Raw genomic sequence first — 13,938 nt, 5'->3', positions numbered from 1 at the left:
GTTAAATATGTTAAATAAATTTATATTATCGATTAATTCAAATTTACTAATAATCTAAAGTATAATATAATTGTTCAAGGAAGGAGGAAAAATATGCCAAAGTTTTTTAACAAAAAAACTGCTACTGTAAGATTTCATGGATTTAATGAAGAAAAGAAATATCAAAATAGTAAATCTGATATAATTGTATCTAAAAGATTAATTGAATTAATTGCTGTGACACTTGTTTTAATTTTTATTTTAATTGTTAGATTGGCTTATGTACAATTAACTCAAGCTGATACATTAGAAGTTAAACTGGAAACTTATGGAAGTACAACATATACAAATGATGCACCACGTGGAGAAATCTATGATCGTAATTATACAAAAATCATGGGTAATCAAAATGTTATTTGTGTTGATTATTATGCACCTAAGAAAATTACAGATAAAGAAATTACGTATATTGCAAAATTTTTAAGTGAAAAAATTACAATTGACTTTTCTAAAAATAACGTTAATAACATTACTGAAAGAAATATAAAAGATTATTTTATTATTGCTCATGAAAAATTAGCAGAATCTTTGTTAAGTGACAAAGAGTTAAAAAAATTAAAAATAGAAAATCCTGATGATGCTGATTATTCTAAGGCAAAAACCAATTTGATTGTTTCTAAATTATCTATGGAATATATATATCAAAATATGACACAGGATGAAATAGAACAAACACGTTTTGAATATTTAATGAAACGATGTAAAACAGGTTCTGTAACTTTAGTAGAAGGGATTACAGTCGAAGAAGCTAGTGTTATAGGAGAAAATACAAATATTTTAAAAGGTATTCAAATAAGTAGTGGGTGGTCTCGTCAATCAATGGTGGATGGTCAACTTGGCGCGTTGGTTGGAAAATTAACAACTAAAAGACAAGGATTGCCTACGGAATTAAAAACAGAATTACTTGCAAAAGGGTATACTGGTAATTCACGAGTCGGTACAAGTGGTTTAGAAAAACAATATGAAGATATTTTAAAAGCATCAAATTCATCATATTCTGTTAAATATAATAGTAATGGTGATCCTATTATCACAAATAATGTTAATGGTGAAAAAGGAGATAACATTCGCTTATCTATTGATTTAGAGTTACAATCTTTTGCTGATGAACTTATTACTAATGAATTAACGACATGTAATAGCTTTAATACTTATTTCAATAAAATGTATTTTGTAATGATGAATCCTAATAATGGAGAAATTTTAGTTATGTCAGCTAAAGAAATTAACAAAGAAACTGGTGAGGTCAAAGATATTTCTACAGGTAACTTTTTAGAAGCGGTAGAAATTGGTTCTACTTCAAAAGCGGGTACATTATATACAGGATTTAAAGAAAATATCATTGTTCCTAATACTTATTTTGTAGATGAGCCGCTTTGGTTTAAAGGTTCTACAAAAGCAAAAAAATCATGGAAAACAATGGGAAATATTAATGAAATAGATGCGCTTGCTTGGTCATCAAATGTTTATATGTTTAGAATTGCTATGAAGTTAGCTGGTGTTGAATATGTACCTCATGGCGCTTTAAATGTTGATCTCAATCGTTTTGTCAAAACGCTCTCTACTATCAGAAGGGATTTTGGTGAATTAGGTTTAGGTGTTAAAACTGGATTGGATGTTCCAAATGAAAGTGACGGATATAAAGGAAGAGATACTGCCCCTGGGCATTTATTAGATGCATGTATCGGACAATATGACACATATACTCCAATTCAATTGGCACAATATACATGTACCCTTGCTAATATGGGTAAAAAAGTTCAACCTCATTTCCTTATTGAATCATTTAAAAGTGATGGAGAAGGAAATAGATATACAACATATAAATTTAAAACAAATATTCAAGATGATGTTTCTTCACAGGCAGATGCATTTAAACAAATAAAAGCTGGAATGCGCGCATGTGTTACAAGAACAGATGGAACATCACATACGTATTGGTCAGAAAAGCCATATGCTGTTTATTGTAAGACAGGAACAGCTGAAAAATATGATGGTAATTCAAATGTTGACCACCCAAACCATCTACAAATTGGTTATATTTCAGCAACAGAAGATAGTAAACCATTAGTTGCATTTGCTAGTATTGCATTTAGAGAAGATCGTTCTTCATCGGGTGCTGATTCATCTGCACCAATTATTGCACATCAAGTTGTTGATAAATATGTAGAAAAATATGGTTTAAATTAAAAAAATGCTAGTATTTCATTAATTAATATGTTATTATATTTAAGAAAGTTTTAGTGATGCGGAGGTGTAATCATGAGAGATAATATCATTTTAAAATGTACAGAATGTGGAGAAGAAAATTATATCAACACTAAAAATAAAAGAAATCATCCAGATAGAATGGAAGTAAATAAATATTGCCCTAGATGCAATAAAAAAACTGTACACAAAGAAAAAAAATAAGCTTAGGCTTATTTTTTTATTGGAGAATATTTTATGGAAAGATTAATTATTAAAAAATTTGTACTTGGAATAATGTCAACAAATTGTTATTTGATAGAAAATAATAATCATTCGATTCTAATTGATCCAGGGGATAAGGCTGAGCTACTTATAAATTATTTAACACAAAATAATTTACAATTAACTGCTATCTTATTAACACATGGTCACTTTGATCATATTGGAGCTATAGATGAATTAGTAGAAAAATATAATTGCCCTGTTTATATTCATCAAGATGATTATGAAATGATTTACAATGATCAATTAAATTTATCTAACTATTACGGTGAATTAAAAATTAAATCTAAAGTAACAGCTGTTGATAAGAATATAGATATTGGTGACTTTCATTTTGAATTTTTACATTTGCCAGGACATACAATTGGTTCATGCTTTATCATCTTAAAAAATTACCATGTTATTTTTTCAGGAGATGTTTTGTTTAAAAATGGAATTGGTAGATTTGATTTTCCAACATCATCTTCAACAGACACAAGAAATAGTATAAAAAAAATCAAAGAAATAAAAGATGATTATGAAATATATCCTGGACACGGTGAATTGACAACTTTAATACAAGAAAAATTAAATAATCCATATCTTCAGTAGAATAACAATTTATTCTACTTTTTTTATAACATTTTTTTCTTTATCCAATTCAAGATAAAATGTGATATTGAGTTTATATCGATCATTTTTTAATCTTGTTTCTATTAAAAAATAATCTCCCATATCATCAACAGTATACGAAATTGTGTAATTTTCAAGTTCTAAATAATTACTTAATAAAATACTATTTTGATTTTCGTATTTATAATTTGCAATAAGTATATTTTTAAGTAGTCTTATATCATTCGTTTGTTTCATAGATTGAAAACCTTGACTATTTAGAATTGTCAAATGACATAATGAAAATATATTAAGAGAAAGCATGAGCAATAAAATAAGGGTGATTTGTAGAACATTTCCGTTATTCTTCTTTTTTTTCATAATCACTACCTACAATAAATTGATATTCTTTATTATTACTCATTAAATTTATTTTGATAAATCCATTCGTATTTTCAAAATATACAGAATCAATGTCATGATATAAAATATGATGTCCAGGTGTAATAACGAGTCGTTTATTTTGTAGTATTATTTTATGAGAATCGTCATTTTCATCGAGAAAACTTAAACTATCACCATATTCTATATTTTTAGCCGTTATAAGTTCATTACTAAGTGAAAATATTGCATTTTCTAGCGATGTATCGATATATTTTGATTGATTAGAAATTTTTAAAACTTTCACTAGTAATGAACAGTTTAAAACAATAAGTAATGTGATAGATAAACTCAATAATACTTCTACTAATGTAAAGCCTTTTTTAGACATGTCTCTATTCCTTCATCTAAATTAAGTGTATATTCTATTTGTTGTTTCTTTGACTGATAAGTTTCGTATTCTTGATTGACTTTGATGTTTGTTTTTGAATTTGTTACATATAAAGACACTAATAGAATAATAACAGTAGTAAAGATACTAAAAGCAAAAAGACTTTCAATCAAAGTAAAACCTTTTTTATTTAAACTCATAATCACCAGCTCCAAGATGAAAAATAAGGGTATATTTCTTTTTGGGTGCAATGAGATCAATATGATTTGCTTGATTTATATTGCCATCTTTATTGAAATATATTTCTTTAATATTATTGAAAAAATAATTATTAGGTAAAACTACTCTGTATTTTTTTTGATGATCAATAAAAGATATTTCTTGTTTTGATACAATTAAACTAACTTTTTCATGACTAATTATTGCCTTACTTTTAGCCTGATTAATAATCATTTCTATTTGTTTTTTTACACATTCATCCGTTATATAAATTGTTTTTGTATTCATAAAAGGGAATGAAAGTACTGACAATGTTAATATAATAGATATTACTAACAACATTTCAATCAAAGTAAATCCTTTATTTTGAAACATAGGCTTCACCATCACTTATTCTTATGGCAAGTCCTGAAGGACAAACAGCTTGTTTTTCCTTTAAATAAGGATGGCTGCCAGAAGTTAATTGAGACATACTAGTTGGTAATTCTCCATGCTCGATTTCGTACAAAATGATTTGTGAGTTAACAACTTCAATTTGCGCATCACAACTTTTTTCTTTTACTAAACGATTTTTACTTGTAACATTTGGAATAACAAGCAGTAAAATAACTAGTATTACAGAAATACAAAAAATCATTTCAATGAGTGTAAAACCTTTTTTATTAGAATTCATAATCCTTATAATCCTCCTTTTTATAAATTTGAGACAACATTCATCATAGGAATTATTATTGAAACATACACAACAATTACAAATGTAGCAACAAAACCATAAATCAATGGAACTATGATTTTTATAAATTTAGAAACAAATTGATTTAATTGCATAAATGTAAGTTGGATATAATTTTCTAAACTTTGGTTTTCATGACTATTTTGAATAATAGATATAAATTTTTTAAAATCATCTGAAAAGTAAGGAAAATCATTAACTGCTAAATTAAAATCATGACCATTTACAATTAAACGATAAAGTTCATAAACAATCATTTTAATATCACTATCAGTTATTTTATCATATAAAGTTTCAATAATGGATGTTGTATCATAGTGCTGTATGAGTAATTCATTATAATAAATTGCAAACTTTAACGAATAATACTTACAAATCAATTTTTTAATAAAATGTGTGTGATTAATCAAAAAATCTATCTGATTGAATTTTTGTTTTGCAATGCTTTGATAGATAAATATCATTAAAATAATATTTATTATAGTAATTAGTGTTAAAAAAATAGGAATTGCATGTAATAATACAAATAGACATTGAATAATAAATGATTTTTGAATATCAAAATCGTTAAATAAAATTTCAACCTGTGGTAATAAGTAAAAAACAGTAAAAATAGAAAAAACAAATAAGAAAATAAGCAATATAATTGGATATGCCAATTTTTTTAAAAAAATATTTTTATACTCATCTCTTTTTTTGCAAATTTCAATTGACTTTTTTAATGCAGTTTCTAATGTGAATTCATTTTTAAAAAATGAATAATATTCTTTAAATAGAGTAGGAAAGGGAAGCATTATAAAAATTTCGTCAAGAGAAAGACCTTGATTTAAATAGTTCTTTATTTCCTTTACTTCTTTTTCATAGTTAAGCAAACTGCAAAAATCAAGCGTTTCTTGTAATGAATATCCTTGATTAAAGAAAAAAATAAGTAGATCAATAAAACTAAGTAATTTATTTTTCATTTAAAACACCTACATTTTTTAATGTGCATGCAGCTTTTGAAAAATCATAGTAATCTATTTTCTTTCGATCAAAATATTTTAATAAATTTTTTTGATCAATGTATTCACTTAAAATAAATACTTCTTTTTTATCGTTAAAACGCATTTTTTGTGTCATGATACCAAGAAGAACGTCTTCTAAATCAAGAGATGAAATGTTTAAGTTTTCTAATCTTTTAATCGTATTTATACAATTACTTGCATGAATAGTTGTTAGTACAAGATGTCCAGTTAAAGCACATGTAAGTGCTAATTGAGCTGTCTTTTCATCACGTACTTCACCGACCATTATGACATCTGGGTCATGTCTTAATATTTGTTTTAACGATTCATGATAGCTGATACCTTTTCTGTCATCAATTTCAATTTGCAAACAATAATCTTTATTGATTTCAATAGGATCCTCTAGTGTAATAATATTTTTTTTATACATCTTATTAATTGTATCTAAAATAGCATATAATGTTGTAGATTTCCCAGAGCCAGTTGCACCACTTATTACAAATAATCCGCTATCCTTTTGGACAATCTGTTTTAAAAATTGATAAACATGAATATCTTTACTAATATTTTCTAATGATAATTTTTGATGATTATTTAGGATACGAATAACAATGGAATCCATATCTTTTCCAATAAGTGAGGAAATTCTTAAGTTATATTTTTTATTATTTAAAACATACACATAATGTCCTGTTTGAGGTTTACGGTAATAATTTAAATCGATTTTAGAAATGAAACGAATATAATTCATTAATTGAATAATATTTGTTTTTTCATAGGTTTCATAAGTAAGTAGTTCCCCACAAATCCTAAATTTAATCACTCCTTTCTCTGTACATTGTAAATGAATATCACTTACATTTTTTTTAATAGCTTGATAAATAATCTGTTCAAATAGTTCCTCCATAAAAATCCTCCTATTATTATATAGACAATTTATTCTTAAATTTCTTTTTTTAAAGTTGATTTTTTTCAAAAAATATAAATAGTAAGAATATCGATTGTAAAAACAAAAAAACTATTCCATTCATAATAATTTTTTGTTACAATCAACAAGGATATTATTAAAAAGGAGATTATTATGATTAACGTTAGTGATTTAAAACCAGGTGTTACTTTTCAAATGGATGGAAATTTATTTGTAGTATTAGATTATTCTCATAATAAAACTGCCAGAGCAGCAGCAAATATTAAAGTTAAAATGAAAAACTTACGTACTGGATCTACTACTGAAATGACATTCGGTGGAAATGATAAAGTAAAAAGAGCACAAATCGATAAAAAAGAAATGCAATACTTGTATAATACAGGGGATGCATTTGTATTTATGGATGGAGAAACATATGAACAAATTGAAATTCCAGCTGAAAATTTAGAATGGGAAAAGAATTTCTTAAAAGAAAGTGATACAGCAACGATTAGAAGTTTTGAAGGTGAAGTATTAGGTGTACAATTACCTGATAAAGTTACTTTACAAATTACTGAAGCAGAACAAGCGGTTAAAGGAGATACAGCAACTGGAGCAACAAAAAATGCTGTTTTAGAAACTGGATTCCAAATCAAAGTCCCTTTATTTATTAATGAAGGAGAAATGGTCGTTATTTCAACTGCTGAAGGAAAATATTCAGGCAGAGCTTAGCACTAGGACAAAACCTAGTGTTTTTTCATATTCTAAAACGGGATTGCATATAGTAGGTAATGAGGGGATGTTCATGAATAAACAAGCTATAACATTTTTATCATTATTTACATTGATTCTTGTTTTATCAATTTATTATTTATTAGTACCACCAATTGATCAAGATGACACAGTCTCAAAAAAATCATTAAGCAGAATAGAAATTTTACAAAGTGAACTTAATAAAAATCATGAAAATAAAATTAATGACAATAATACGGTAATTTCCTCTTCAAAAGCATCTGAAAAAGAAATTTCAACAGCACTTACTTCTAATGAAAAAACAAAAGCAATTATAAAAAATGAAAAAGATATCTGTCAGTTATTAACTGATAAAGGGTATAAAGAATGTTTTTGTGAGATTGATGGTGGACACATGAAAGTAGTTGTAAAATTAAAAGATGCAACTTCGAAAGATGCTAATAAAATCATCAAGCATATTCATAATAAATATAATGGATATATCATTGAAGTTAAATTTGTAGAAGACTAATGATACTTCTAACTTGAATAATCAATGATTTTTAGATAAAATAAGGTATAGAGATATAAAGGAGTAATTTTATGGAATACTATACAGTAGAAAAGAAAAATAATTTAGGTGAACAATATATTGAATTATCTGTTTTTCAAGCAATTACTAATCATGAAGTGAGTAAAATAAACGGAATTGATTTTGATGGTGGGAAAAGTTCTGTAAATATTGAAATCAATGATCATAATCAAGTAATCATCGGTATTGACATTGTCATTGATTATGGGCTTAATGTTGGAAAAGTTGTTAGTGAAATTCAAAACGAAGTTGTAAATGCTATTGATAGATATATTGGCTTTAGAAATGTTAAAGTGAATGTTAATGTCAATAAAATTAAATTCTAGGGATTGTCTAGCAATTCCTTTTTTATTGTGTTTATTTATTTAATTTCGTAAGAAACTATGATAGAATATGAATATATTTTGGAAGGAAATGTGTATGGAAAAAGTAAGAAAAAAATTAATTAGAGAAAAAGCTGTTATTGCAGTTTACCAATATCTTTTAACAAATTCAACAGAAGAAGAAATTATGAATTATTTAAACGAATGTTATAAACCAAGAATGGATGAAAGAGAAATTGAACTTTGTAAAGAAATTGTTTTCAATACGATTGAACGTATTGATGAATATGTGCCTCTTATTGAAAAGAATTTGAAAAAATCATGGTCAATTGATCGTCTTTCTATGATGGAAAAAGCAATTCTTTATGTAGCTATTTATGAACGAAATGAAGTTTCTAAAGAAATTTCAATTAATCAAGCAGTTGAATTAGCAAAAAAATACTGTGATGAAGATGCTTATAAATTTATTAATGGAGTTTTAGGTGCCATTGGATAAAAAATATATAACAGTTTCTGCTTTAAATAACTATTTAAAGCGAAAAATAGATGTTGATATGCAATTACAGCATGTCTTCATCAAGGGTGAAATATCTAATTTTAAAAGAAATATGAGTTCTGGTCATTTGTATTTTACACTAAAAGATGGTAAATCACATATTAGTGCGATTATGTATAAAGGATTTGCTGAACAATTAAATTTTGATGTAAAAAATGGTGATTCAGTTTTAATAGAAGCAACTGTTTCTGTTTATGCAGTTACAGGATATAATCAATTAATAGTTAAAAATATTGAACCTGATGGACTAGGTTCATTATTTTTAAAATTTGAGAATTTGAAAAAATCATTACTACAAGAAGGTTTGTTTGATGAAAAATATAAAAAAAATATTCCTTCTTACCCTAGCAAAATTGCTGTTTTATCAGCATATCCTAGTGCTGCATTAATGGATGTAATGCGTACTTTAAAAAAACGTTTTCCTGTGTGTAGAGTTATCATTTTTCCTATACCTGTACAGGGGAAAGACGCATATTTTAAAATTATTTCAACTTTGAAATTCGTAGATGAACTTCACTTTAATACCATTATTTTGGCACGAGGTGGTGGCTCGTTAGAGAATTTATGGAATTTTAATGAAGAAGCATTAGCAAGAACAATTTTTGAATTAAAAACACCTATTATTTGTGGAATAGGGCATGAAACAGATTTTACAATATGTGATTATGTATGTGATTTAAGAGCGTTAACACCTACTTATGCAGCTATTGAAGCCACACCTAATATAGAAGATATGTATAAGCATTTATCAATGTTAGATGGTCTTTTAAAATCAAATATGAAGTATAAAATTGAAACATTGAATACAAGAATAAATCGCTTAACACACTTTTATTTATTTAAAAATCCTGAAAAACTATATGGTGATCACTTACAATATGTTTCTTATTTACAAGATAAAATTTCTAATTTCATGGAAAAACGTTTAAATAATAATATGGTTATTTATACAAAACTTAATTTACAATTACAATCTCAAAATAAAGTATTTGTAAGTCATTATCAACAAAAGATTCAAACATATGAAAATTTATTAAAAATAAATTTTCATAACAAACTTAAAGCCAATCGAAATAACTTAAGTATGTTGATTTCTAAATTAAATGCATTAAGTCCTTTACAAACGTTAGAAAGGGGCTATGCTTTAGTAAAAAAAGAAAATCAATATGTTTCAAGTATAGATGATTTAAATAATGAAGATAATGTTTCTATCTATTTAAAAGACGGTTACGTTAAAGCAACGATTTATAAGGAGTAATGTATATGGAAAAAATGACATTCGAACAGGCAATAAAACGATTAGAAGAAATTGTCGATTTATTAGAAAATAACGAAACATCTTTAGATGATAGTGTTGAACTTTTTCAAGAAGGCGTACAGCTTTCTCGATATTGTTCAAAAAAATTAGGAAATGTAGAAAATAAAGTTTCTAAAATACTTATTGATGGTCAATTAGAAGATTTTGATGTAGAGGTAGAAAATAATGAATAATGTTATAAATGAAATTAATCAAAGACTTGAAAATATTTTATCTCAATATCCTGATAGTAAGGTTAAGGAAGCTATGTATTATTCTTTAAAAGCAGGGGGAAAGCGAATTAGACCATTAATTGTTTTACAAGTGATTAGAGCATATGGTCTTGATTATAGAAAGTATATTGATATTGCTTGTGCATTAGAAATGATACACACTTATTCATTGATCCATGATGATTTACCTGGAATGGACAATGATGATTTAAGACGTGGAAAACCAACATGCCATAAACAATTTGGTGAAGCAACAGCAATTTTAGCAGGAGATGGTCTTCTTAATGAAGCAGTAAACATCATTTTACAAACCAATCTAGATGATTCATTAAAACTTTCACTTGTTTCTTGTTTATATACATCAAGTGGTATAAATGGGATGATTTTAGGACAAGAATATGATATTGAAAATGAAGATAAAAAGCTTTCAAAAGAAACATTAGATAAAATTCACCATTATAAAACAGGAAAATTATTATCTTGTGCCTTTCAAATGGGGGCTTTAATTGCCTCACCAAACGATTTAGAAATTTTAAAACAAATAGGTTATAAAATTGGCTTAGCATTTCAAATTCAAGACGATATTTTAGATGTGACATCTGATGCCAAAACATTGGGTAAAAATACAGGAAGTGACGAAGCAAATCATAAAGAAACTTATGTTACACTTTTAGGAATTGAAAATTCTCAAAAAGAAGTTGATTTACTATTTAATGAAGCTCAGCAACTTGTGTATTCTTTAACACTAAATCATGGATTGATTTTGGAAATTATTGAAAAATTATGGAAAAGAGTGAGATAAATGGATTTAACAAAAATTAAAGGTCCTTCTTTTTTAAAAGAATTAACAGAAAAGGAATTGAATGACTTAGCAAAGGATATTCGCCAATTTATTATTGAATCTGTTTCTCAAACAGGTGGACATTTATCAAGTAATTTAGGAATTGTTGAATTAACTATTGCTTTGCATTATGTGTTTAACTCACCTGAAGATAAAATATTTTTTGATGTAGGACATCAATGTTATGTTCATAAAATTTTAACAGGACGTGCAAAAGATTTTACACATTTAAGAAAATTCAATGGTTTATCAGGCTTTCAAAAACGTTGTGAAAGTAAACATGATGTTTGGGAGGCTGGTCATTCTTCTACAGCTCTTTCGGCAGCTGTAGCAATGGCAATTGCAAGAGACTTAAATAAAGAAAGTTTTAGCGTTGTTCCTGTAGTAGGCGATGGAGCTATTGTAGGCGGCGAATCTTTAGAAGCTTTAAATCATCTTGGTTCAATTAATAATAAAGTAATTTTAATTTTAAATGATAATCAAATGTCAATCTCTAAAAGCATTGGTGGTATGAACAACTTTCTAAATAATGTGCGTATGTCTAATACATATAATAAAATGAAAGATGACTATCGTTCGATTTTACAACATGGGAAATTAGGAGAAGGTGTTTATAAAGCTACAAAATATATTAAAGACTTTGTAAAAAGAGGTTTTATAAATGATACTATTTTTGAAGACTTTGGTATTGATTATTTAGGTCCGGTGGATGGACATAATATTGTTGAATTGATAAGAGTATTGCAACTTGCACAAAAGAATAAAAAGAGTGTCGTTGTACATGTTGTTACTGAAAAAGGAAAAGGTTATTCATTTGCTGAAAATGATCAAGAAGGTAAATGGCATGGAACTCCACCATTTAATCTAAAAAGTGGCCGTGTGCTTTCTTCTGGAAATCCTTCAAAAAAATCATGGTCGGAAATTATATCTGATCAGGTTTTACAATGGATGAAAATTGATAAGGATATTGTTTCAATTACTCCTGCAATGATTAAGGGATCTGCAATGAATAATTTATTTAAAGTATTCCCAGAAAGATGTTTTGATGTAGGAATTGCTGAAGAGCATGCTCTTACTTTTACAGCAGGTTTATCTATTTCTCAAAAAAAACCTTTTATTTCTGTCTACTCTTCTTTTTTACAAAGAGCTTATGATCAAATTAATCATGATATTGCTAGAATGGATTTACCATGTCTTTGCAGTATTGATCGTGCAGGTATTGTAGGAGAAGATGGCCCAACGCATCATGGGGTATTTGATGTAAGTATTTTATCACCTATTCCTAACATCGTTCTTTTTGCTCCTAAAGATGCTAGAGAACTTCGTCAATTTGTAAATACAGCATTTCATAATTTTAATAAACCTTATTTTATTAGAATACCTAGAGGAAGTATTGATGATATAAAAGTTGATTATAATAATCAATTAGAATTAGGTACCTGGACTATTGAATCTTGTAAAGATGACTATAAAATGACTTTAATTTGTTATGGTGATAATGTTGAAAAGATAAAAACAATAATCAAAAGTAAACATTTAAATATTAGAATTATAAATGCGAGATTTATTAAGCCTATAGATGAAGATATGGTACATAAAATATTTACTGAAAATGATAAACCGATTCTTGTATATGAAACTATTTTAAAAACAGGATCATTAGGTTCGATATTATTGACTTATTGTAATGAAAAACATATTTTAAGAACTTTTGAACATATTGCACTTGCAGATCATTATTCAAAGCAAGGATCTGTACAAGAAATATATGATGATGAAAAAATTGATTTAGATACTGTTATAAATAAATGTGAGGAATTAATGAATGGAAAAAAAGAGAATTGATGTATTACTAGTAGAACAAGGATTCTTTGACTCGCGTGAAAAAGCAAAACGTGCTATTATGGCTGGAATAGTTCATAATGATCATGAAATTATTGATAAACCTGGTACAAAAGTCCCTGTAGATATGGAGCTTTTTGTAAAGGGAACGGTTATGCCCTATGTTTCTAGAGGCGGTTTAAAATTAGAAAAAGCACTAAAAATATTTGATATTTCAATGCAAAATCGTGTTATGGTTGATATTGGTTCTTCAACAGGAGGATTTACAGATTGTGCTCTTCAAAATGGTGCACAATGTGTTTATGCTGTAGATGTAGGTACGAATCAACTTGTTTGGAAATTAAGAAATGATCCACGAGTTATTGTTAAAGAAAAAACGAATTTTAGATATGCTAACCGTGATTTGTTTGAAAATGGGATACCTAATATTGCAACGATTGATGTTTCTTTTATTTCTTTGAAACATATTTTTATCCCTCTTAAAGATATATTAAACGAAAATGATGATATTGTAGCGTTGATCAAGCCTCAATTTGAAGCAGGAAAAGATGAAGTTGGGAAAAAGGGAATTGTAAAAGACCCTAAAACACATTTAAAGGTTATCGAAAATGTCATTACGTATGCAAATGAATGTCATTTGAGCTTACAAGCATTGTCTTTTTCTCCAATTACCGGTGGAGAAGGTAATATTGAGTTTTTAGCTCATTTTAAAGTTGGTGGAGTAAATAATCCTATTGATATTGAAAATGTTGTAAATGAAGCACATATTTGTTTTAAAGGATAAA

Annotated in this window: 19 protein-coding genes; 12 read left to right on the top strand and 7 right to left on the bottom strand. The window is 27.0% G+C overall.

The window, feature by feature from the left end:
• Nucleotides 1-93 precede the first annotated feature (93 nt).
• From C7U54_RS04480 to C7U54_RS04470, 3 genes are all read left to right on the top strand, one after another.
• Nucleotides 94-2,229 carry a penicillin-binding transpeptidase domain-containing protein gene (locus C7U54_RS04480; protein WP_107029447.1) on the top strand — a complete coding sequence of 712 codons (2,136 nt, stop codon included), beginning with the start codon at nucleotides 94-96 and terminating at the stop codon, nucleotides 2,227-2,229.
• 72 nt (nucleotides 2,230-2,301) lie between these two features.
• Entirely contained in the window at nucleotides 2,302-2,451 is a 150-nt protein-coding gene (rpmG, locus tag C7U54_RS04475) for a 50S ribosomal protein L33 (RefSeq protein ID WP_022001550.1), read from the top strand.
• Between the two features lie 33 nt (nucleotides 2,452-2,484).
• Nucleotides 2,485-3,102, top strand: coding sequence for an MBL fold metallo-hydrolase (locus tag C7U54_RS04470; RefSeq protein ID WP_022001551.1), 618 nt, complete (start codon nucleotides 2,485-2,487; stop codon nucleotides 3,100-3,102).
• Nucleotides 3,103-3,111: 9 nt separating this feature from the next.
• Here the strand turns inward: C7U54_RS04470 and C7U54_RS04465 are convergent, their stop codons facing one another.
• From C7U54_RS04465 to C7U54_RS04435, 7 genes are read right to left on the bottom strand one after another with little or no spacing between them, the layout of a single operon-like run.
• Nucleotides 3,112-3,483: a hypothetical protein gene (locus C7U54_RS04465; protein WP_022001552.1), complete on the bottom strand. Its 372-nt coding sequence runs from the start codon at nucleotides 3,481-3,483 to the stop codon at nucleotides 3,112-3,114.
• Nucleotides 3,464-3,874, bottom strand: a complete 411-nt coding sequence (locus C7U54_RS04460) for a prepilin-type N-terminal cleavage/methylation domain-containing protein (protein WP_022001553.1) — start codon at nucleotides 3,872-3,874, stop codon at nucleotides 3,464-3,466. The genes C7U54_RS04465 and C7U54_RS04460 overlap by 20 nt, the downstream gene beginning before the upstream one ends.
• Nucleotides 3,850-4,074 carry a type II secretion system protein gene (locus C7U54_RS04455; RefSeq protein ID WP_022001554.1) on the bottom strand — a complete coding sequence of 75 codons (225 nt, stop codon included), beginning with the start codon at nucleotides 4,072-4,074 and terminating at the stop codon, nucleotides 3,850-3,852. The genes C7U54_RS04460 and C7U54_RS04455 overlap by 25 nt, the downstream gene beginning before the upstream one ends.
• A complete protein-coding gene (comGD, locus tag C7U54_RS04450) occupies nucleotides 4,061-4,468 on the bottom strand; it encodes a competence type IV pilus minor pilin ComGD (RefSeq protein WP_022001555.1) in 408 nt (135 codons plus the stop codon). The genes C7U54_RS04455 and comGD overlap by 14 nt, the downstream gene beginning before the upstream one ends.
• Nucleotides 4,455-4,766, bottom strand: a complete 312-nt coding sequence (gene comGC, locus C7U54_RS04445; protein ID WP_022001556.1) for a competence type IV pilus major pilin ComGC — start codon at nucleotides 4,764-4,766, stop codon at nucleotides 4,455-4,457. The genes comGD and comGC overlap by 14 nt, the downstream gene beginning before the upstream one ends.
• Nucleotides 4,767-4,786: 20 nt before the next feature.
• The gene (locus tag C7U54_RS04440; RefSeq protein ID WP_022001557.1) at nucleotides 4,787-5,788 is read right to left on the bottom strand and encodes a type II secretion system F family protein; all 1,002 of its coding nucleotides are present in this window, start codon (nucleotides 5,786-5,788) and stop codon (nucleotides 4,787-4,789) included.
• Nucleotides 5,778-6,737 carry an ATPase, T2SS/T4P/T4SS family gene (locus C7U54_RS04435; RefSeq protein WP_107029445.1) on the bottom strand — a complete coding sequence of 320 codons (960 nt, stop codon included), beginning with the start codon at nucleotides 6,735-6,737 and terminating at the stop codon, nucleotides 5,778-5,780. Before C7U54_RS04435 ends, C7U54_RS04440 begins: the two co-directional genes overlap by 11 nt.
• A 174-nt stretch (nucleotides 6,738-6,911) precedes the next feature.
• Here C7U54_RS04435 and efp point away from each other — a divergent pair, with 174 nt between their 5' ends.
• From efp to C7U54_RS04390, 9 genes are all read left to right on the top strand, one after another.
• Nucleotides 6,912-7,469 carry an elongation factor P gene (gene efp, locus C7U54_RS04430; protein WP_022001559.1) on the top strand — a complete coding sequence of 186 codons (558 nt, stop codon included), beginning with the start codon at nucleotides 6,912-6,914 and terminating at the stop codon, nucleotides 7,467-7,469.
• A 73-nt stretch (nucleotides 7,470-7,542) separates the two neighbouring features.
• Complete coding sequence (locus tag C7U54_RS04425) at nucleotides 7,543-8,001, top strand: SpoIIIAH-like family protein (protein WP_158562037.1); 459 nt, start codon at nucleotides 7,543-7,545, stop codon at nucleotides 7,999-8,001.
• Nucleotides 8,002-8,072: 71 nt separating this feature from the next.
• Nucleotides 8,073-8,387: an Asp23/Gls24 family envelope stress response protein gene (locus C7U54_RS04420; RefSeq protein ID WP_107029443.1), complete on the top strand. Its 315-nt coding sequence runs from the start codon at nucleotides 8,073-8,075 to the stop codon at nucleotides 8,385-8,387.
• Between the two features lie 94 nt (nucleotides 8,388-8,481).
• Complete coding sequence (gene nusB / locus C7U54_RS04415; RefSeq protein ID WP_107029442.1) at nucleotides 8,482-8,880, top strand: transcription antitermination factor NusB; 399 nt, start codon at nucleotides 8,482-8,484, stop codon at nucleotides 8,878-8,880.
• Entirely contained in the window at nucleotides 8,867-10,198 is a 1,332-nt protein-coding gene (gene xseA, locus C7U54_RS04410) for an exodeoxyribonuclease VII large subunit (RefSeq protein ID WP_233544682.1), read from the top strand. Before nusB ends, xseA begins: the two co-directional genes overlap by 14 nt.
• 5 nt (nucleotides 10,199-10,203) lie before the next feature.
• The gene (gene xseB, locus C7U54_RS04405) at nucleotides 10,204-10,431 is read left to right on the top strand and encodes an exodeoxyribonuclease VII small subunit (RefSeq protein ID WP_107029441.1); all 228 of its coding nucleotides are present in this window, start codon (nucleotides 10,204-10,206) and stop codon (nucleotides 10,429-10,431) included.
• The gene (locus C7U54_RS04400; RefSeq protein ID WP_107029440.1) at nucleotides 10,424-11,272 is read left to right on the top strand and encodes a polyprenyl synthetase family protein; all 849 of its coding nucleotides are present in this window, start codon (nucleotides 10,424-10,426) and stop codon (nucleotides 11,270-11,272) included. Before xseB ends, C7U54_RS04400 begins: the two co-directional genes overlap by 8 nt.
• Nucleotides 11,273-13,156, top strand: coding sequence for a 1-deoxy-D-xylulose-5-phosphate synthase (gene dxs, locus C7U54_RS04395; protein WP_107029439.1), 1,884 nt, complete (start codon nucleotides 11,273-11,275; stop codon nucleotides 13,154-13,156). It begins immediately after the preceding gene.
• Nucleotides 13,137-13,937 carry a TlyA family RNA methyltransferase gene (locus tag C7U54_RS04390; protein ID WP_107029438.1) on the top strand — a complete coding sequence of 267 codons (801 nt, stop codon included), beginning with the start codon at nucleotides 13,137-13,139 and terminating at the stop codon, nucleotides 13,935-13,937. The genes dxs and C7U54_RS04390 overlap by 20 nt, the downstream gene beginning before the upstream one ends.
• Nucleotide 13,938: the final 1 nt, after the last annotated feature.

The sequence above is a fragment of the Faecalibacillus intestinalis genome, from assembly GCF_003024685.1.
Lineage (GTDB): Bacteria > Bacillota_I > Bacilli_A > Erysipelotrichales > Coprobacillaceae > Faecalibacillus > Faecalibacillus intestinalis.
This window is presented reverse-complemented; position numbering and strand designations above follow the sequence as displayed.

What these genes read in the sequence shown, in the direction of transcription:
- comGC (WP_022001556.1), bottom strand. Translation starts at nt 4,766, where the DNA reads ATGAATTCTAATAAAAAAGGTTTTACACTCATTGAAATGATTTTTTGT.
- C7U54_RS04470 (WP_022001551.1), top strand. Translation starts at nt 2,485, where the DNA reads ATGGAAAGATTAATTATTAAAAAATTTGTACTTGGAATAATGTCAACA.
- rpmG (WP_022001550.1), top strand. Translation starts at nt 2,302, where the DNA reads ATGAGAGATAATATCATTTTAAAATGTACAGAATGTGGAGAAGAAAAT.
- C7U54_RS04455 (WP_022001554.1), bottom strand. Translation starts at nt 4,074, where the DNA reads ATGAGTTTAAATAAAAAAGGTTTTACTTTGATTGAAAGTCTTTTTGCT.
- C7U54_RS04420 (WP_107029443.1), top strand. Translation starts at nt 8,073, where the DNA reads ATGGAATACTATACAGTAGAAAAGAAAAATAATTTAGGTGAACAATAT.
- dxs (WP_107029439.1), top strand. Translation starts at nt 11,273, where the DNA reads ATGGATTTAACAAAAATTAAAGGTCCTTCTTTTTTAAAAGAATTAACA.
- xseB (WP_107029441.1), top strand. Translation starts at nt 10,204, where the DNA reads ATGGAAAAAATGACATTCGAACAGGCAATAAAACGATTAGAAGAAATT.
- C7U54_RS04440 (WP_022001557.1), bottom strand. Translation starts at nt 5,788, where the DNA reads ATGAAAAATAAATTACTTAGTTTTATTGATCTACTTATTTTTTTCTTT.
- C7U54_RS04480 (WP_107029447.1), top strand. Translation starts at nt 94, where the DNA reads ATGCCAAAGTTTTTTAACAAAAAAACTGCTACTGTAAGATTTCATGGA.
- C7U54_RS04435 (WP_107029445.1), bottom strand. Translation starts at nt 6,737, where the DNA reads ATGGAGGAACTATTTGAACAGATTATTTATCAAGCTATTAAAAAAAAT.
- C7U54_RS04400 (WP_107029440.1), top strand. Translation starts at nt 10,424, where the DNA reads ATGAATAATGTTATAAATGAAATTAATCAAAGACTTGAAAATATTTTA.
- comGD (WP_022001555.1), bottom strand. Translation starts at nt 4,468, where the DNA reads ATGTTTCAAAATAAAGGATTTACTTTGATTGAAATGTTGTTAGTAATA.
- C7U54_RS04425 (WP_158562037.1), top strand. Translation starts at nt 7,543, where the DNA reads ATGAATAAACAAGCTATAACATTTTTATCATTATTTACATTGATTCTT.
- C7U54_RS04390 (WP_107029438.1), top strand. Translation starts at nt 13,137, where the DNA reads ATGGAAAAAAAGAGAATTGATGTATTACTAGTAGAACAAGGATTCTTT.
- efp (WP_022001559.1), top strand. Translation starts at nt 6,912, where the DNA reads ATGATTAACGTTAGTGATTTAAAACCAGGTGTTACTTTTCAAATGGAT.
- C7U54_RS04465 (WP_022001552.1), bottom strand. Translation starts at nt 3,483, where the DNA reads ATGAAAAAAAAGAAGAATAACGGAAATGTTCTACAAATCACCCTTATT.
- nusB (WP_107029442.1), top strand. Translation starts at nt 8,482, where the DNA reads ATGGAAAAAGTAAGAAAAAAATTAATTAGAGAAAAAGCTGTTATTGCA.
- C7U54_RS04460 (WP_022001553.1), bottom strand. Translation starts at nt 3,874, where the DNA reads ATGTCTAAAAAAGGCTTTACATTAGTAGAAGTATTATTGAGTTTATCT.